General features: G+C 44.5%; 15 protein-coding genes. 12 read left to right on the top strand and 3 right to left on the bottom strand.

Features of this window, described 5'->3' with window-relative positions:
* Positions 1-2 precede the first annotated feature (2 nt).
* From M1D84_RS15225 to M1D84_RS15190, 8 genes are all read left to right on the top strand, one after another.
* Entirely contained in the window at positions 3-1,760 is a 1,758-nt protein-coding gene (locus M1D84_RS15225) for a WD40 repeat domain-containing protein (protein ID WP_122631757.1), read from the top strand.
* Between the two features lie 283 nt (positions 1,761-2,043).
* Entirely contained in the window at positions 2,044-3,126 is a 1,083-nt protein-coding gene (gene ribD, locus M1D84_RS15220; RefSeq protein WP_024424599.1) for a bifunctional diaminohydroxyphosphoribosylaminopyrimidine deaminase/5-amino-6-(5-phosphoribosylamino)uracil reductase RibD, read from the top strand.
* A gap of 112 nt (positions 3,127-3,238) precedes the next feature.
* Positions 3,239-6,550, top strand: a complete 3,312-nt coding sequence (locus M1D84_RS15215; RefSeq protein ID WP_283859947.1) for an exosporium glycoprotein BclB-related protein — start codon at positions 3,239-3,241, stop codon at positions 6,548-6,550.
* 140 nt (positions 6,551-6,690) lie between these two features.
* Positions 6,691-8,286: a sensor histidine kinase gene (locus M1D84_RS15210; RefSeq protein WP_283859948.1), complete on the top strand. Its 1,596-nt coding sequence runs from the start codon at positions 6,691-6,693 to the stop codon at positions 8,284-8,286.
* Positions 8,287-8,289: 3 nt separating this feature from the next.
* Complete coding sequence (locus M1D84_RS15205; protein ID WP_180992608.1) at positions 8,290-8,985, top strand: response regulator; 696 nt, start codon at positions 8,290-8,292, stop codon at positions 8,983-8,985.
* A 3-nt stretch (positions 8,986-8,988) separates the two neighbouring features.
* Positions 8,989-9,966, top strand: a complete 978-nt coding sequence (locus M1D84_RS15200; RefSeq protein WP_024424603.1) for a tripartite tricarboxylate transporter substrate-binding protein — start codon at positions 8,989-8,991, stop codon at positions 9,964-9,966.
* A gap of 347 nt (positions 9,967-10,313) precedes the next feature.
* Positions 10,314-11,612 carry a citrate:proton symporter gene (locus M1D84_RS15195; RefSeq protein WP_024426631.1) on the top strand — a complete coding sequence of 433 codons (1,299 nt, stop codon included), beginning with the start codon at positions 10,314-10,316 and terminating at the stop codon, positions 11,610-11,612.
* A gap of 180 nt (positions 11,613-11,792) precedes the next feature.
* On the top strand, positions 11,793-13,424 hold the full coding sequence (locus tag M1D84_RS15190; protein WP_283859949.1) for a M14 family metallopeptidase: 1,632 nt from the start codon (positions 11,793-11,795) through the stop codon (positions 13,422-13,424).
* A gap of 185 nt (positions 13,425-13,609) precedes the next feature.
* Here M1D84_RS15190 and M1D84_RS15185 read toward each other — a convergent pair whose 3' ends face one another.
* Positions 13,610-14,095: a phenolic acid decarboxylase gene (locus M1D84_RS15185; protein ID WP_008341777.1), complete on the bottom strand. Its 486-nt coding sequence runs from the start codon at positions 14,093-14,095 to the stop codon at positions 13,610-13,612.
* 112 nt (positions 14,096-14,207) lie between these two features.
* On the opposite strand from M1D84_RS15185, the gene M1D84_RS15180 reads away from it, so the two are divergent.
* Both M1D84_RS15180 and M1D84_RS15175 read left to right on the top strand, forming a co-directional pair.
* Positions 14,208-14,765, top strand: coding sequence for a PadR family transcriptional regulator (locus M1D84_RS15180; protein ID WP_073204252.1), 558 nt, complete (start codon positions 14,208-14,210; stop codon positions 14,763-14,765).
* Positions 14,766-14,869: 104 nt separating this feature from the next.
* Positions 14,870-15,976, top strand: a complete 1,107-nt coding sequence (locus M1D84_RS15175; RefSeq protein WP_073204255.1) for a nitric oxide synthase oxygenase — start codon at positions 14,870-14,872, stop codon at positions 15,974-15,976.
* A 305-nt stretch (positions 15,977-16,281) separates the two neighbouring features.
* On the opposite strand, the gene M1D84_RS15170 is transcribed toward M1D84_RS15175, so the two are convergent.
* On the bottom strand, positions 16,282-17,691 hold the full coding sequence (locus M1D84_RS15170) for an MFS transporter (RefSeq protein WP_458106323.1): 1,410 nt from the start codon (positions 17,689-17,691) through the stop codon (positions 16,282-16,284).
* Positions 17,692-17,808: 117 nt separating this feature from the next.
* Here M1D84_RS15170 and M1D84_RS15165 point away from each other — a divergent pair, with 117 nt between their 5' ends.
* On the top strand, positions 17,809-18,696 hold the full coding sequence (locus tag M1D84_RS15165) for a LysR family transcriptional regulator (protein WP_073204260.1): 888 nt from the start codon (positions 17,809-17,811) through the stop codon (positions 18,694-18,696).
* A 258-nt stretch (positions 18,697-18,954) separates the two neighbouring features.
* On the opposite strand, the gene M1D84_RS15160 is transcribed toward M1D84_RS15165, so the two are convergent.
* Positions 18,955-19,227 carry an acylphosphatase gene (locus M1D84_RS15160; protein ID WP_073204262.1) on the bottom strand — a complete coding sequence of 91 codons (273 nt, stop codon included), beginning with the start codon at positions 19,225-19,227 and terminating at the stop codon, positions 18,955-18,957.
* 122 nt (positions 19,228-19,349) lie between these two features.
* Between M1D84_RS15160 and M1D84_RS15155 the strand changes: the two genes are divergently transcribed.
* On the top strand, positions 19,350-20,000 hold the full coding sequence (locus M1D84_RS15155; protein WP_073204264.1) for an MOSC domain-containing protein: 651 nt from the start codon (positions 19,350-19,352) through the stop codon (positions 19,998-20,000).
* Positions 20,001-20,033: the final 33 nt, after the last annotated feature.

The raw sequence follows: 20,033 nt of genomic DNA, 5'->3' as shown, positions 1-20,033 counted from the left end.
CTATGCATAGAGGACCAATTACATCTGTTTTATCAACTCAGCACGACCAAATTGTTTACACTGGCGGCTATGACCGCTGTATTTATCAGTGGAACCGGGCGACGGGAGAAGGAACGTTTATTGGCAGTCACGAGCATATCATTAACTCTTTATCTCTTTCTGAAAACGGAAAGTATTTAGCGAGTGCATCGTCAGACTATACGATTCAATTGTATGATACAGGCACACATACCCGAATCCGCACGTTGTTTGGTCATGCAGATGATGTAGAAGCCGTCGCTTTTGCGAAGCAGGATACTTTACTTGTATCTGTGTCCAGAGATAGAAGATGCTTAGTCTGGGATATCGAAACGGGCGCTATTTTAAGAGAATTCCATGGCCATAGCAAAGATGTATTAGCTGTATGGATACATGGTGATAAAGCTTATACAACAGGTGATGATGGATATGTCCTTGTATGGCTGTATGAAACCGGAGAAATTGTAGGGGAAATCGGCCCGTTTGATTATGAGCTCGATACGATCAGCGGCAGCAATCAAAAAGAAGTTTTCGCACTTGGCAGAGATGATGGCACCGTTATTATTTACGATGCAGCGACTTTACAGGAGAAGAAAATCATCAAAGCCCATTTACAGGGCGTCAAGCGCGTGAATTTTTCTCCAAGCGGCAATTACTTGCTGACAGCGGGCTACGACCATTTAATTAAGCTGTGGAATTATGAAACAGGTGATTTAGTCGATACACTGCTGCCTCATAAATATCAGTGGGAGCGCTCACTTGTCTGGACAGAGGATGAGAAGTCAATACTAGGAGCCAGCTTTGGAAAAACATATTGTGAATGGTCAATCGAAAAGGGCAAAGTCGTATCAGATGAGATCGAAATGGCGACACCATCTATCAATGATATTGCGCTGACTGATGCAGGTGATATTATTACCGCATCCGATGATGGAAAATTCAGAAAAAACGGGATTGAAATTGCCAAATCGACGGGCGTTTTAACAAATGGAGTAGCTGTTGCACGGGATGGAAGCTATTATGCGTGGGGAGACCATGCAAGTCAGGTGCATATTGTTCATGAGTCATTACAGCAAATGGTTTCGTTTGATCTCAACACAGGTCCGGTCAACAGCGTGTATTTCCACGAGGAGGATCGTCAATTTTATATTGGAACTTATGGCGGTTATGTCCATGTCATTTCGACAGAACACTTAAAGGAAATCGGCCGTTCCAAAGCACACGATTGTGCAGTTAAAGCATTAAAGGTAGAAGGAGATCTTATCATCACAGCAGCAGTTGAAGGAACCATCTGTCTTTTAGATAAAAAGAGTTTGTCCTTAAAAGCGGAATACATTGGTGCGACAGAGCTGTTAAATGATGTCTTTATTGATAGTAAACGAGACCGTATCGCCATTGTCAGCCGCGACAAGAATGTGAGATTGTTTGATTTGCATACAGGAAGAATTTTAGACCAGCATAACGAACACCAGTATTCGATTAAATCGGTCACAGTCACAGACTCAGGCTATATTGTAAGCGGTGATTATTGGGGCTATATCGTTGTGTGGAATCCAGAGCTGGATGTCAACACCGGCCCAATTAGAATTGCCCAAAATGGGATTAGTGCCATCAGACAATTAGGCAATGATGTATATGCAAGCTCATATGACGGCGGGATTTATCACGTTCGAGAAGATGGGACGCATACCGAAGTACTACGCTTATTTGAACAATTTCCGAAAGAAGTAATCTCTCATTAAGAAAAAGAATGTAAGCGGGGGATTCTCATGATAAGTGTTTGCAAGGAACATATGAAAAAAGGTCTGTCTGTACTCAATTGTCCGCATGTGCTCCTCATTAATAAATATGAATGTCGCAAATGCTGTTTTTGTAAACAACGAGCATCTTATAAACTTTTTTATTCCTTGCCTTACTATGATCGATCTGAAAAGAAACGGATGGAAAAAATATAGCACATGAGAATAGAACTCCTTCATTCCCTGAAGGAGTTCTTTCCCTTGAAAGAGAGGAAAGGAGACTTACATGAAAGACGATGTTTTTTATATGAAGCTAGCGATTGCCAACGCAAAAGCGATGAAAGGGCAAACTTCGCCAAATCCGCTTGTCGGGGCAGTGGTAGTCAAAAAAGGTGAGATCGTTGGAATTGGTGCTCACATGAAGGCGGGCGAGCCGCATGCTGAAATTCATGCGCTACAAATGGCAGGAGAAAAGGCGAAGGGGGCTCATATGTATGTGACGCTCGAACCTTGTTCGCATCATGGAAAAACAGGCCCTTGCTCAGAAGCCATTATAAAGAGCGGGGTGAAACGTGTGGTCATTGCCACTGGGGATCCAAATCCGCTTGTAGCAGGTAAAGGGGTCACGATGTTGAAACAAGCAGGGATAGAAGTAGAAGAAGGGGTATGTAAGCGGGAAGCGGACAGCTTAAATCTTCCTTTTTTTCATTCGATACAATCAGACCTTCCGTATGTCATATTAAAAACAGCCATTTCATTAGATGGGAAAATTGCAACAGCTCATCAAGAAAGCAAATGGATTACAGGGACAGAAGCGAGGAATGAAGTGCAGCAATTACGTCAAGAAGCAGATGCTGTGATAACAGGCGTTGAAACCATTATTCAAGATGATGCAGGTCTTATTGTAAAAGATTCAATCGTGACACAGCCCATTCGTGTCATTTTAGATTCCACATTAAGGATTCCGCTTCATGCGAAATGTTTAAATGATCATATGGCAGAAACCATCATTTGTACCTCAAACAAGTACGATCAAAAAAAATACCATCAACTGGTGCAAAAAGGACATCAAGTATTTGTCACAAGCGGAGAAAATCGGACAGATCTTCATGCGGTGTTACGTATGCTGAAAAGGCGCTCTGTGATGTCGGTGCTTGTAGAGGCGGGAGGCAGTGTGAGCGCATCCTTTTTAGAAGCGTCACTTGTGAACGAAGTCATTATTTATATGGCACCATTATTAATTGGAGGGAAAGATGCACCTACTTTCTTTGAAGGAGAAGGTACGAAATCATTAAAAGAAGCCATCCGTCCGGTAGATATGGATTATAGTATGGTAGGAAAAGATTTAAAAATGACGATGAGACTTTAATGAAAGAAGGACCTTGTGCATAAAGTGCAAGGTCTTTTGATTATCTTAAAAAAATAAAAGTGTACATACACCTTTCCCAGTCATGATGAATACGATGGATGGGGGTGATTCCATGAAAAGATGTAGGCAATGTGGTAAGACATATCCAACTCATTCGACAGACCACTACCAAAAAGGAAGCTGGTATGATGCGTATAAGGATGATGGCTGGGAATGTGATAGTTGTAAAAAAGGGATATCAGAAAAGCCTAGGAAACCAGTAAAAAATCCTTGCTGCGGAAAAGATCCTTGTGTTTGTGTGATTCAAGGTCCGCCAGGCGGGAGAGGAAGAAGAGGCCCAGCAGGTCCAGCGGGTGCAGTGGGTCCGGCAGGCCCAGCAGGTCCAGCAGGTCCAGCAGGTCCAATCGGTCCAACAGGCGTAGGTTTAACAGGCATCTTGGCATTTGATCCAGCAGTAGCACCAACCTACCCAGTAGGGCAAGTGGTGACATACGATGGCAGTACGTACGTCGTCAATTCAGTACCACCATTAGGTACACCGGATACGTCGGCAGATTATACATTATTAGCTGCAGCGGGGGAAACAGGTACAGGGCCAACAGGTGTCACAGGAGATCCAGGTCCAACTGGAGCCACAGGAGCCACCGGCGTGGGTTTAACTGGGGTTGTACCGTATGATGCTGCAGCAGCACCAGAATATCCATTGGGGCAAGTGGTGACATATGAAGGTGGAACGTATCTTGTGAATACAGCATCACCAACAGGTACACCAGATACATCACCAGATTATACGCTTTTAGCCGCTGTAGGCGCGACTGGCGTTACAGGCGCTACCGGTACGGGTGCAACAGGAGAAATTGGTCCAACCGGAGCCACCGGCGTCACGGGAGCAACAGGAGAAATTGGTCCAACCGGAGCCACCGGCGTCACGGGAGCAACAGGAGAAATTGGCCCAACCGGAGCCACTGGTGTTACAGGAGCGACTGGAGAAATTGGTCCAACCGGAACTACTGGCACAGGAGTCACAGGAGCAACGGGTACCACCGGTGCAACCGGAGCAACCGGTGTCACAGGTGCAACTGGTGATACGGGAGCAACCGGAGCAACCGGTGCCACAGGGATTACAGGAGCGACGGGAGTAGGTCTAGCCGGCGTCACAGCGTTTGATCCAGCGGCAGCGCCGACATATCCAGTAGGTCAAGTGGTGACATATGAAGGAGGAACTTACCTCGTCAATACGGCGCCGCCAACAGGTACACCTGATACGTCACCAGATTATACGTTATTGGCCGCTGCAGGAGCGACTGGCGTTACGGGAGCAACAGGAGAAATTGGCCCAACCGGAGCCACTGGTGTTACGGGAGCGACGGGGGAAATTGGCCCAACCGGAGCTACTGGCACAGGAGCAACAGGGATCACAGGCGCGACAGGAGCAACTGGTGCAACCGGCGTCACAGGAGCAACTGGTGCAACTGGGATAACTGGTGATACAGGGGCAACAGGAGTGACCGGAGCGACAGGTGTCGGTTTATCTGGAGTTGCAGCGTTTGATCCAGCAGTAGCGCCAACCTATCCAGTAGGTCAAGTAGTGACATATGAAGGTGGAACATATCTGGTCAATACAGCGCCGCCAACAGGCACACCGGATACTTCTCCAGACTATACGTTATTAGCAGCCGCAGGCGCGACAGGTGTCACGGGAGCGACAGGAGCAACTGGGATAACCGGTGATACAGGAGCGACCGGAGCAACCGGCGTCACAGGAGCCACCGGGGTAACAGGAGATACGGGTGTAACCGGCGTCACAGGCCCAACTGGAGCAACTGGGATAACTGGTGATACAGGGGCAACAGGAGTAACCGGTGTAGGATTAACTGGTATTCTGACATTTGACCCAGCAACAGCGCCAACCTATCCAGTAGGTCAAGTGGTGACATATGAAGGTGGAACCTATGTTGTGAATACAGCGCCGCCAACAGGCACACCGGATACTTCTTCAGACTATACGTTATTAGCAGCCGCAGGCGCGACAGGTGTCACGGGAGCGACAGGAGCAACTGGGGTAACCGGTGATACAGGAGCGACCGGAGCAACGGGCGTCACAGGAGCCACCGGAGCAACTGGGGTAACGGGTGATACAGGAGCAACGGGCGTCACGGGTACAGGAGCAACCGGTGCAACTGGAGATACAGGAGCAACCGGCGTCACAGGAGCCACCGGGGTAACAGGAGATACGGGTGCAACTGGAGTAACCGGAGCAACTGGGGTAACGGGTGATACAGGTGCGACTGGAGTCACAGGAGCTACAGGTCTCACCGGAGCAACTGGAGTCACCGGAGCGACAGGAGTGACCGGTGCAACTGGATTAACTGGATTAACTGGAGTAACCGGAGCAACCGGTGTCACAGGAGCCACAGGCTTAACCGGAGCAACTGGAGTAACAGGAGCCACGGGAGCCACAGGTTTAACCGGAGCAACTGGAGCCACAGGTTTAACAGGAGCCACGGGAGCCACAGGTTTAACCGGAGCAACTGGAGTAACCGGAGCCACGGGAGCCACAGGTTTAACCGGAGCGACAGGAGTAACAGGAGCCACGGGAGCCACAGGTTTAACCGGAGCAACTGGAGTAACCGGAGCCACGGGAGCCACAGGTTTAACCGGAGCGACAGGAGTAACAGGAGCCACGGGAGCCACAGGTTTAACCGGAGCAACTGGAGTAACCGGAGCCACGGGAGCCACAGGTCTAACCGGCGCAACCGGAGCAACTGGATTAACTGGAGTCACCGGAGTTACAGGTCTCACCGGCGCCACCGGAGTTACCGGCGCAACGGGTCTAACCGGTGCAACAGGCGCCACGGGAGTCACAGGTACAGGAGCCACTGGCGCTACAGGTCCAACAGGAGTGACAGGATCGAGTGCGATCATTCCGTTTGCTTCAGGTACACCTGCTGTCTTGACGACAGTTGCAGGCGGTCTTGTTGGAACATCCAGCTTGATTGGATTTGGTAACTCAGCGACAGGTGTCAGTATTGTAGGCGGAATCATTGATTTAACCGGCGCTGCAGGCACTTTACTCAACATGGCGTTCTCAGTTCCGAGAGCTGGAACGATCACGTCATTTGCAGGCTATTTCAGCACAACAGCAGCTCTTTCTTTAGTCGGCACGAGTATTACCGTAACGGCTAGTCTATTCGCTTCACCGACACCAAATAACAGCTTCACACAAGTAGCGAGTGTCACATTAGCCCCAGCTTTAACCGGAGTTTTAACACTGGGTGCTATTTCAAACGGTATTGCGACTGGTCTAAATGTACCAGTCACACCGGAAACACGATTGCTTGTTGTATTCTCCGCATCAGCTACAGGTCTATCCTTAGTCAATACCGTAGCAGGCTATGCGAGTGCTGGTTTATCGATCACGTAATAGGCATACAGGGACGACTCGATTTTGAGTCGTCTTTTTTCTTTGAAAGAATTTTCTCTTAACTTAGTAAGAAAAAATGATATCATTTTCTTAGAGTCTATTCGGGTGAATCTACTGAATTAGGGGTTGTAGCGGTGAGAATGGGCAAAAGGAAAGTCACTTTACAAACGAAAATTTTGGGATTAATTATCGGGCTTTTGCTTGTTGTCATTGCATTATTAACTATTTGTTTTGGTTTTTTGCAGACATCAGAAAGGCAGGCACAAGCTGAACAGCTGGCGGTGCAGACCGCTAGAACGATATCATATATGCCGCCCATTAAAGCATCGGTGGCTCTATCAGCGTCCCAAAATGAAGAACAGGCAGTGCTTGAGCAAATGAAGGAGCAAGTAAGAGCTCATGCCATCTTCATTACCAATCGAAAAGGAAAGGTCCTTGTTCATACGAATCATGAGGACGTAGGAAAAACCATCAGTGTTTCGGAAGGAAGAAGTACTCTCTTATTTGGAGGAACCTCCATATCAACTGATGATTCTAATGGTGAAACCGTTGTCAGAGGCAGTGCACCCATTATGAAAGAAACAGAGGGGCATGAAGAAATTATCGGCACAGTCACCGTCGAATTTTTAAAAAAGGAAATTGATCAAGCGACAGCTCATCAGCTATTGAAGCTTAGCTATATTGCCCTTCTCGTGCTTTTGCCTGGCATATTCGGTGCGATTTTTTTAACGAAGAGTATTCGCAAAGATACATTAGGGCTTGAGCCGCATGAAATTGCTTCGTTGTATCGAGAAAGAGAAGCGATGCTGCTCGCTATAAAAGAAGGGATCATTGCGTTTGATCAGAAAGGCGCGATTACGATGATGAATACATCAGCTGAGCACATGCTGCGCGTCTCATCAAAGCTGACCCTTCATATTGATCAAGTCTTGCCAAATGCCAAACTTCTTCTCTATTTAAAGGCAGAGACGATTGAACCTAACATCGAAACCGTCGTGAATGATAAAACCTATGTCTTAAATGTGAAAAAAGTAATGCAGGATCATCGAGTATTCGGAGGGATTGTGAGCTTCAGAGAGAAAACAGAGCTGACGAAGCTGCTGGATACATTAACAGAGGTCAGCCAATATTCAGAAGACCTGAGGGCCCAAACGCATGAATTCTCAAATAAGCTGTACGCCATCTTAGGCCTGCTTGAGCTGAAGCAAGTCGATGAAGCCATCGACTTAATTAAAGAAGAATATCATCTGCAAAACCGTCAGCACGATTTACTCATGAAGCAGATTCGGTCTCCTAAAATACAAGCCATCTTACTTGGCAAGTTAGGGAAAGCATCTGAGAAGAAAGTCCATTTCCACATTGATGAAAATAGCTCACTTGAGCCGCTCCCAGCTCATTTAAGTTTATCTCACTTTATCACCATCATTGGCAATCTCGTAGACAATGCTTTTGAAGCTGTATTAAATAAGGAGAAGCGCGAGGTAGACCTGTTCATCACAGATATTGGGTTTGATATTATCATAGAAGTGTCAGATTCAGGTGATGGGGTGAATAAAGAAGAACTGTCACAGATTTTCACAAGAGGCCATTCGTCAAAGGGAGAAGGACGAGGCTATGGGCTTGCGAATGTGAAAGAAGTATTGGACGAGCTTGGGGGCTGGATTGAAGTTGCGAACCAAAAAGAAGGCGGTGCCATCTTCACTGTATACATACCGAAAGGCACAAAGGGGGAATAGATGGTGATTAAGGTACTCATTGCGGAGGATGATTTTCGAATCGCTGCCATTCATGAATCTTATATACAAAAGATAGAAGGATTTAAGGTCGCTGGAAAGGCAAAGAGTGCAAAGGATATGTGGGAGGCGCTCCAGAGGGAACAAGTGGATCTCATCTTGCTTGATGTCTATATGCCTGATGAGCTCGGCACAAACCTGCTGCCGCTTTTAAGAGAACGCTGTCCTGAAGTAGATGTGATCATTATCACGGCTGCAACGGAAACGACGCTTTTAAGAGATGCGCTTCATTACGGAGTGGTTCATTATTTAATCAAACCGGTGACCGCACAAAAGTTTGCACAAGTTTTAACCGAATATAAAGAGAAGAAAGACATCATCAATTCAAAGGATGAAGTCAATCAAACGATGATCGATCTGTTTTTTGGACAGATGCAGGAAGAGCCAAAACAAAGGGATGACAGAGATCTCCCCACAGGCATCAATTCACTGACCCTGGATAAAGTGAAAACATTGATGGCATTAGAGAATAGCGGAATTACAGCAGAAGAACTCGGGGAAAAGATGGGCGCATCACGTACAACTGCGAGACGGTACGTAGAGTATCTCGTGACAACTGGGGAATGCCGGGCAGAGCTTGCATACGGAATTATTGGCAGACCTGAACGTAAATATTACCCTGCCAAACAAGCGGAGTCTTAAAAGATGAAAAAAGGAATACTTTTTGTGATCGTGCTCTGCCTATGTATGACACTCACCTTTAATGAAAAAAAAGCTGGAGACTCTTTCCTTCAGCAAAACTCCTTATATATTGTGGTGTCGGGTGTACCAGAGGGGGGATTTGACCAAACGGCCCAGGTGATGAAATCAGTGCTTGAACAAGAGAAGCTGGTGAACCGGCCTGTGAACATTCTTTATCAAAGAGGAGGAACGGTGGATAAAGGATGGACATACATGATGGAGCGAGAAGCCAACTATATCAGTTTAAATTCAAGCTTATTGTTAAGCCGTAATTTACTTGGCAGCAGTAACGTGACGATGAATGATGTGACACCGCTGGCAATCCTTGCAGAAGAGTGGCAGGTCGTCGCAGTCCCGATGGATTCTCCTTTTGCAAATGGGAAGGAGCTGTTACACGCCCTCAAGAAAAAACCAGATTCCTTAAAAATTGGGTTTGCGCCTGACTTTGGAAATGATGATCAAATCTCATTCGCCCGGGCAGCAGAAATGGCAGGGATTGATCCATATCGCATTCAATTTTTGAAATTTGACAGTGCAGATGATTTATTTCAGGCGCTCATCAACCATGAAGTGGATGCAGCAACGACTACCATTACAGAGGTTCGTCATGATTATGAAAAAAAGAGGCTGAAGCTCGTTGCGACGACAACCAGCCAGCGCTTAGATGGATTTGAAGATGTGCCGACATGGAAAGAGCAGGGCATTCCGCTCATCTTTTCCCATTGGCGAGGTGTGATGGGCCCTAAACAAATGAGTCAGCATGACATTCGTGAATGGGATCAGCTTCTTCAAAAAATGACGGAAACGAAGTCCTGGAAAAAGCGATTAAAGCAAAAGGGCTGGACAAGTCGTTATATGAACAGCAAAGAGGCAAAGATCTTTATGGAAAATCAATTAAGGCAATATGAGCAATTGATACAAGGAGAACAAGCGGTCGAGTGAGACCGCTTCCAGCGTGTAGACAAACCCTTGCATTCGTTGTCATTCCTGCGTGCCGGTGCTCACGAATCTCATATTCGCTCCGCTCCAGTACTCGTCTTTCCTAGACTTCAAAGGTTTTCTATCACGCTGAAAAGAAGACAAAGGGCTAAAATAAACCCTTTGTTTTTTTCATAGAATCAAAAAGCCCAATGTTTGAACAAAATGAACAAAAAGCATTTATCGACCGAAAAAGAATTAAAATTCATAATATTTACTTCAATTCTCACCTCAGATATGATGACAAAAAGGGTTGGAAATGGGATACCAACACATTAATGAAAGCGTATACAACATAAGGGGTGAACAATATGTTAGCAATCTTAGGATTTCTTATGATGATTGTATTTATGGTTTTGATTATGACGAAACGTATGTCTGTTTTAACGGCATTGGTGTTAACACCGATTGCATTTGCTCTTATTGCAGGTTTTCATTTTACTGAAATTTCAGACATGATTGTCAAAGGCGTGCAGCAAGTCGCACCAACAGCGGTCATGATCATGTTTGCGATTTTGTACTTTGGCATTATGATTGATGCGGGTTTATTTGATCCAATGGTGGCGAAAATTTTAAAAATCGTTAAAGGCGATCCATTAAAAATCGTGGTCGGAACAGCTGTCCTGACGATGCTTGTTGCACTTGATGGTGATGGAACAACAACGTATATGATTACAACAACAGCGATGCTTCCACTATTTACGCTGCTTGGCATCCGTCCAATTATTTTAGCGGGTATTGCCGGGGTTGGCATGGGGATTATGAATACAATTCCATGGGGAGGCGCTACACCTAGAGCGGCGAGTGCACTTGGCGTTGACCCTTCACTTTTATTTGGACCGATGATTCCAGTCATTGGTGCAGGGGTTCTCAGTATGATTATTGTTGCTTATTTTCTTGGAAAAGCTGAAAGAAAACGCCTTGGTGTGATTGAACTTGACCAGCCGATTCATGCAAATGAAATGGCAGCGGCACTGCAAGATGACATCAAACGGCCAAAGCTTTGGTGGTTTAACCTGGCATTGACTTTGTTATTAGTGCTGCTGCTTGTATCAGGTAAAGTCAGCTTAACTGTTCTATTTGTTCTTGCTTTCTGTGTGGCAATTATCGTGAACTATCCGAACTTAGATCAGCAGCGTGAGCGAATTGCCGCTCACTCAACAAACGTTTTAGCCATTGCTTCGATGATTTTTGCGGCAGGTGTTTTTACAGGTATTCTAACTGGAACGAAAATGGTCGATGAAATGGCGATTTCGATTGTATCTGCAATTCCAGAGCAGCTTGGCGGCTTTATTCCAGTCATTGTCGCATTAACAAGCGGGATCTTTACTTTCTTTATGCCGAATGATGCATACTTTTATGGCGTACTGCCGATCCTATCAGAAACAGCGGCAGCATACGGTGTCGATAAAATTGAGATTGCCAGAGCCTCTATTATTGGTCAGCCGATTCATATGTTAAGTCCACTTGTTCCATCGACTCATTTACTTGTTGGACTTGTTGGCGTATCACTGGATCAGCATCAGAAATTTGGGATGAAATGGGCTGTGCTGGCAGTCGTCGCTATGACTGTCGTGGCGGTTCTCATTGGGGCCATTTCCATCTGGTAAATAAAAAAGTGTCTGCTGCGGGCAGGCACTTTTTTTAGGTCATATTGCCGGGCAAGCTCCATTCATTTGCCCTAGACAAAGATATGCCTGTTCCTCCTCCAAAAGATTTATTTTTGAAAAATACTGACACTTTTGCTGTTTTTTTCTTTATAATGCAAATCAACGAAGGGAGAGGATAGCATGTCCAAACGAAAAGGCACGATTCTTTTTGCTGCTGTATGCTTCTTGGCAGGCAGTTTGTCGATGGTGAGCCCAACTTCAGCTCATGCAGAAACCCCTTATTATGGAAAGAGTTATGAACAACCGGCTTCAGTGAAAAAGCTATACCCTAAGCCTGGCGAGACGTTTGAAACCCCTGCCTTTCAGAAAAAAGGAGAAGCATTTACGACACAAGAAGAGCTTCAAGCTTTCTTAAAAGACATTGTCCGCAAAAGCCCATATGCCACGCAGAAACAGATTGGAACATCCATTGAAGGCAGATCCATTCCGGCCCTGTACTTTACAAAGGATCGCTCCATTACTCCACTTTCAAAAAAGCCAACCATCTGGCTCCAAGCACAAATACACGGAAATGAACCAGCCTCCGGTGAATCTGCTCTCGTCATTGCAAAACGATTAGCAGGTGAAGAAGGAGAGCGTATACTCAATCATGTCAATATCATCATTGTTCCAAGAATCAATCCTGATGGTTCTTATGCGTTTGACCGCAGACTGGCAAACGGATTAGACGGAAACCGTGATCATATGACATTAGAATCTCCAGAACTGGCAGCCCTGCATCAAGAATTTAATCGGTATGCGCCAGAGGTAGTTATTGATGCCCATGAATACGATGTGGGTCAAAAGCAGTTTGAAAATATCGGTTCATCAGGCGCTCTCAAATATCATGATTTGCTTATTCTTTCAGGGAAGAATTTAAACATTCCTGAAAGCATCCGGCTGACATCAAATGAGTTATACGTTAACGGAGTTCGTGAAACGCTGACGAATAAAGGATTTTCTAACGATTTGTATTATACAAACACAAGAGGAAAGGATGGAAAGATCGACATCTATGAAGGTGGTACGGATGCGCGAATTGGCCGTAATGCCCTTGCACTTTCGCCAGCCCTGTCATTTCTTGTAGAAAGCAGAGGGATTGGGATTGGAAGAGAGGATTTTGCCCGCCGCGTCGCTGCGCAAGTAGCCACCCATGAAAAAATCATTGAGACCACGGTGAAACATGCGAAACAGGTGAAGCAGCAAATGGTGACGGAGCGGTTGAAGCTGGTCAAAAAAGGACTGCAGCCAAATGATGATGATCAAGTGGTCATTCAAGATGATTTCCAAGCACCTGTCAATGACTCGCTGGAAATGGTTGATATTGAGAAGGGACAAACGACTCAAGTTCCTGTACGCTTTCACAGTGCGAGCGATGCTGTGCCTGTCTTAACAAGAGAACGGCCGACAGCTTATCTCATTCTTCCGGGGCATGAAGGAGTAGAAAAGAAACTCAGAACATTAGGATTAAAAAGTGTCACATTGCCGGCTGGCATGAAAGTGCCGGTACAAGCCTATCAGGTGACAAAGCGAGAGGAAAAGAGCAAAACAGATATTCAGCTTGAAACAAAACTCGTTGACAAGAAACGTCAGCTGCCAAAAGGAACAAAGGTATATGTCACGGCACAGCCGCAAACCAATTTGCTCTCACTTGCCCTTGAACCAGAATCAAAGGACAGCTATATGTCATCAGGGTTTATTGCTTCAAAAACAGGTGATGAACTGCCAGTCTATCGTTTCGTGCTTCCTCAAAAGACGCTCGGCATTCAATAAAAAAGGACTAAAATGATTTTAGTCCTTTGTCTTCTTTTCAGCGTGATAGAAAACCTTTGCAGCCCTAGAAAGGACGAGTACCGGAGCGGAGCGAATTGTACATTCGTGAGCACCGGCACGCAGGACTGACAAAGAATGCGAGGGTTTGTCTACACGCTGAAAGCGGCACTTGGCGTGCCGCTTTTTTATTTTCGTCCAGCTCTTATTTCATCTGTCATGCCTTCATATGGTGCTTCTGCGATAATGGTTTCGTCATTCACACCTGCATGATGGATATACGTAATGTCCGCAAATTCTGGGACAACATATTTCGGATAGGTTTCGTATTTTTCACGAGATTCTTTCATGAGATCGATGTAGTCATTTTGATAGCAGACGGTGATGTCTGGACGTTCATGCACCCATTTAGGGAAGAAGATGACGCCATGCATGCGTTTTTCTTCAGGCATAAAGTTCAGAGAGACGTCTGTTCCAGTTGGTTCTGTCCAAGAGACTTTGTATACGCCTTTTGTCAGCTTCACAATATTTACTTCTTGATCACGGACCCAGCGTCCTCCAACCATTCCGCTATGAATGCGGTAATCAATGGTGTGATCATTTTTAATGTAAATCTCATATTCCCAGCCATTTTCATACGTATAAATCATATGAAGTCCAACGAATTGATCCATGTTTATTCCTTCTTTCATTAGAATGATGTTTTTTCAAACATGTTGTGATTTACATGTTTATTTTAAAGTCTATGGTATACTATTGTCAAAGAATAAGCGTTGGAGGCCCATCATGAGAGTACTAAAATATGCCATTCTTGGCTTGCTGGATCAGCGTGAGCTGACGGGATACGATATCACGAAACATTTTAAGGATTCCCTTGGACAGTTTTGGAGTGCGAAGCACAGTCAGATTTACCCTGAGCTGAAGCGTCTCACAGAGGAAGGGTTTATTGAATTTGATATTCACATACAAGGAAAAAAGCTGGAGAAGAAGGTCTATCAAATCACAGCGGCAGGAAAAGAAGAATTGCGTCAGTGGTTAAGAACAAAAGATCCGATTCCGGAAACAACAAAGGATGAATTCATGCTCAAAACCTTTTTCATCTCCTCCATGGACAAAGAAGAAGCGGCTGACCTGTTTGCCTATCAACTTTTAGAGCGCACCAAGAAAGTAGATGTGCTGGAACAAAAGCTGCACGCTTTGACAGAGGAAGACCCTTCTGCTGAACAACTGCATTCAGCGCAATTTGGGCATTACTTAGTGCTGACAAGGGCAATCGAAAGGGAAAAAGGCTATGTCCGCTGGCTCCAAAAGACCCTTAAACGTATTGATTCATCTATGATCTAAGGACAATGGTCGGATGATTTGATAAAAAATGGTTTGAAACGAGTGAATTTATCAATAGAAACCGCTACAATGGATATATTCGTATTAAAGTGAGGCGAGTATGTTTGAGTAATCAAGAAGCGTTGTGGAATGAAGCAGAAGCTTTTATTTCTGTATGCTATGAAGAATTAAACAAGTCAAATGAAGAGAAAGCAGCACGTCTGCATGAAATAAAAAAAGAAATTGAGTTTGAAGGAATTTATACGCATACACTAGAGGAATTAGCTCACGGGGCGAAAATGGCATGGCGCAACAGTAACCGCTGCATTGGCCGTTTGTTTTGGTCGACCCTGCAAGTGCATGATTGCCGGCATGTAAAGACAGAGGATGAGGTGAAGGAGGCGCTCTTTCATCATATTGAGTATGCGACAAATGGCGGGAAAATCAAACCGTCCATCACGATCTTTCCCCCAGAGAAAAACAGACAGAAGGAAGTCGTCATTTATAATCATCAGCTCGTTCGTTATGCAGGCTATGAAACGGAATATGGCATCATCGGCGACGAGGCATCTCTTGAATTAACAAAATTATGTGAAGCACATGGCTGGAAAGGGGAGGGCACACATTTTGATATTCTGCCTCTCATGTTTCAGCTAAAAGGTCAGCCGCCTGTTCTGTATGAGCTTCCGAAAGAAATCGTCCAAGAGGTAGAGATCACCCATCCTGAATATGATGGATTCCGTGATTTGGGACTAAAATGGTATGCGGTCCCGATTATTGCTGATATGAAATTAGAGATTGGCGGTATTCATTACAATGCTGCACCGTTTAATGGCTGGTATATGGGCACAGAAATTGGCGCACGCAACCTAGCGGATGAAAACCGCTACAATATGCTGAAAAAAGTCGCTTCTCTTTTAGGACTGGACACAACCAAGAATGCGTCCCTTTGGAAGGATAAAGCCATTGTCGAATTGAACGTGGCGGTTCTCCATTCTTATCGCGAAGCAGGGGTAACCATTGTCGATCACCATACAGCAGCACATCAATTCAAGCAGTTTGAAAAGCAGGAAGAAAAGGCTGACCGCAAGCTGACTGGGGACTGGACATGGCTGATTCCGCCAGTATCACCAGCTGCTACCCACATATTCCACAAGCATTACGACAATACCATTGTGAAACCAAACTATTTTTATCAGGACAAGCCCTATCACAGGACAGAAAAAGCCTAGCGAGAGTTATATGTAATTCCATAAAAAGATGTCTTTTATCATAATACATGTGTCCTCTCATATGGTGTTGAACATTTAAATTGATTAAAAAAAAAGGGATAGATATCTATCCCTTTTTATTTATGATGACCACAAAAGATCTCTTCCTTACTACAACAATGGGCGAAAGTTTACGCTCTCGCATTCCACTTCTGGATGACTTTCTCACCCTGGGGCTGTTTATCCTTTTGCATTCCCTGCCAAGTTTGATCCCATGAGGACCATTCCTTGATATTAACAGTTGTTATAACATTCAACTCCAATTTTTATTTTTTGTTTGAATTGCTTGTACTCGGTTCATCCAATTGCTCAGAATATCTGAGTCGCAGACTTATAAATACTAAAACCAATGCAATGACCATTAGGAAAACCCCCAGCAATCGGAATCCTGTAAAGGTGAACGCACCTCCCATAATGACACCTGTCAACAGTGAAGATAAAATTGTTCCCAAGTATCTCGATGTATTAAATAGGCCAGATGCTACACCAGCAATTTCTTTTGGAGAGCTTTTAAACAAAGCTGCCTGCATACCAACAGCGTTTAGCCCGTTGCTAAAACCGAACGCGGCTAACGCCAGGCACACACTGATGACTGGTGAACTTTGCGTCCATGTCACGATCCACACTGCCCCTACTACCATCAGTAATGAGGATACAATCAATGCAGGTCTGGGTCCTGATTTACCGACCCATTTCCCTGCTATTGGCGAAGCTGCAATCGAGCTCAAGCCTAAGGTTAACATAAGAATCCCTGTGTGGAATGCACTGACATGACGTACCATTTGCAGGTATGATGGAATCCCAAAAAAGAGTGAATAATAAAGGAAGTTAACTAGCAAGTATTGTATATTGACCCAAGTCATCCCTGGATATTTGGCGAAGGTACGTAAAGGAATAAATGGCGACACTGTTTTTAGCTCATGTCGTACGAATATTCCCACCGCAACGAGCCCGATTAGCACAACAACGATATTCCACATAGAGAAATGCCCAGATGATTTCGCTGCCAGCAAGCCAACTAGAAGGGCAATCAGACCCACCGCAAAAAGCAGAATTCCTGGCACATCAATCACACCCAGTAATTTTCGAAACGACATGTCACATGAAACCGTTGCTGCTGGTCCATCATTAGGAATCATTTTCCAAGATAATATAAAGCTCGCCACTACAAACGGGGTATTGACGATGAAGATCGCTGGCCAGTCCCACCATTGAATAAGTACTCCTCCGGCAAAAGGTCCTATAGCTGCCGCACCGGATAGGAAAATTGATAAACCTGCTAAAGCATCTGATTGTTTTTCTGTAATATGAATGCGTATTATAGCTGTTCCAACTGCAATCAGCATACTAGTTCCGATGGATTGTACGATTCTGAACACAATAAGCCATCCGAAATTTGGAGAAAATGGAGCCAGAATAGAAGAAACTAAGGATACAACAAGACCAGCCAGAAATATCTTCCTCCGGCCGAATAAATCACTAGCCTTCCCCATGACAGGTTGGGCGATAGAACTAGCGATATAAAATGAAAACACAATCCAGGAAACAGCAGTAAAATCAATGCTATACACATGTTGCAACCTAGCAATAGCAACAGAAATCATTGATGAATTTAAAGGGTTTAATAATATTCCTAGTCCAACGGATATCATTAACCATCTGCTACGAGAATTCATTTTTTCTCCCCCTTTAAATTTGTTATATTGATATCTTACTTGGGATTTTACATTCATTCCAACGCATTTAAAGTTATGATATCATTGACCAAAAGGAATGATTGGAGAAAAAATGAAATGGAACTCCTTCAACTACAATATTTTCTAGAGGTAGCTCGATTAGAGCATGTAACCGAAGCTGCACGAAGCCTCCACGTTACGCAATCGTCGCTTAGCAAAACAATTCAGCGTCTGGAAGAAGATTTAGGGGTACCTTTATTTGATCGCACAGGCAGGAAACTGCGATTAAATGAATTTGGCAACAAATTCATTCGTCGCGCGGAAAGGGCTTTGTTTGAGTTGGAACAGGGAAAACAGGAGATTAGCGATTTGTCTAGAGGAGAATCTGGTACACTAAAGCTTGCGGTAACCACAGCAAGCACTTTGCCTCAGATGATGCGAGAGTTTCGTAAAAAACGTCCTAATATCCAATTTCATGTGCAAATGCTGACCACACTGGAAATGGTCACGCTTTTACATCGAGGCGAAGTCGATTTTTGCTTGTCGTCCTCTCCTTTTCAAGGGGAAGACATCGAATGTCAAGTTGTCTTTGTTGATCCCATTCTTGTAGCAGTTCCTAATGGGCATCGACTGGCAGACCGAACTAGCGTATGTTTAACAGAACTTAAGGATGAATGCTTTGTCGGTGTGAAAAGAGGATACGGCACTCGTGATTTAGTAGACTCTGTATGCAAATCGGCTGGAATTGACCTTAAATATGTGTATGAGGGCGATGAACCTACACGTTTGATCAGTCTTGTAGAAGCTGAAATTGGACTTGCCTTCATACCAAGCACAGCAAAAATATCATGGGGAAAGATTAAATATTTGCAAGTTGAGAATCATGAACTTGTACGTGATATCGCTTTATTGTGGCATACAAGTCGATACATGACGCAAGCTTCATTAGAATTCCGCAAAGTAGTTCTAGACTATTTTGAGGCAATATCGAACCAGTCCAATTAATCTTATGCATGACTCGTACCGATTCGATGTTATAGAAGATCTAAGTCCCAACCAGCCTCAAACATATTCCTACAAGTAGGTGGTGAACAGTTTACTTGAGAATCAATGTCCCACGCCTCCGTACGTTCTACCCTGGCTACTGATAGATTAAATCTAAATAAAAAAAGTTCAACCAGAAAATTCTGGCTGAACTATATCATACGAAAGCTCCGTCTAACTATCATGAATAGGAATAATGTTTACATATAGCTAGGTTTTTTATGACCGTATTCGAAAATCCTGATAATGAGCAAGCTCGGTGAGCGGCTCCATTTGCATGTCGGTGACTTTTGAAAAAGGACTTCCTTTCCGGACAGTCTCTAAGAAATCAATCACTTTCTGCTGCTCACCCTCTACCTTTAACTCGACATGACCTTCATCTGTGTTGCGTACCCAGCCTTTGATTCCACGATTGACGGCTTCTCCCTGAACAAAATAACGAAAGCCGACTCCTTGCACACGTCCTTTTATAATGGCGTGATAATGAATCATGGTCATCTCTCCTTTTTTCACATCGTACCATAGCCTGCATCTGATCTTCACGCCTCGACTATGATTTGATTGTCAAACGATGTAAAATAAAGGCCAGTAGACAACCAAAGGAGATGGCCATCGTGGGACAAAAGAGATACGACATAGAAGGAATCCAAGTGGGACAACCTATCATTACATATGCGAATGGAAAAGAAATCAAAACAGCCATCAACAAAAGGCGCATTCATGAGCCTGTGTATTTAAGTCAGATCAATTTTGAAGGAGATGGTCAAGGGGATTTGGTTCATCATGGGGGTTATGATAAAGCTGTCTGTGTCTTTCCGTATGATCATTATGCTCACTTTGAACAATTTTTAGGGGTACCATTACAGGAAGCTGCCTTTGGCGAGAATGTAACAGTACGCCAGCTAGTCGAAACGAATGTGCATATTGGCGATGTGTTTCAGCTTGGAGATGCATTTGTTGAGGTGAGCCAGCCAAGACAGCCTTGTGTGAAATTGTCTCTTAAGCATGGCAACATGAAGCTTGTAAAGGAAGTGCAAAAAACAGGGTATACAGGCTTTTATTTACGTGTATTGAAAGAAGGCATGGTGCCGCCTGATGCATCGCTTGTACTAGTAGAAAAAGCGTCCCATCACATTACGGTCCATGAGGTCAACGAAGTCAAATATCGTCAAACAAGTCCAGAGAGACTGAAAGCTGTTCTTGAAGTAGATGCTTTAGCAGATGTGGTGAGGAAGTCTTTAGAAAAACGAATTCAGCACATTTAAAAAAAAGCCGTACATCATCTTAAGATGTACGGC

The organism is Bacillus sp. PK5-006 (assembly GCF_054161415.1).
This window is presented reverse-complemented; position numbering and strand designations above follow the sequence as displayed.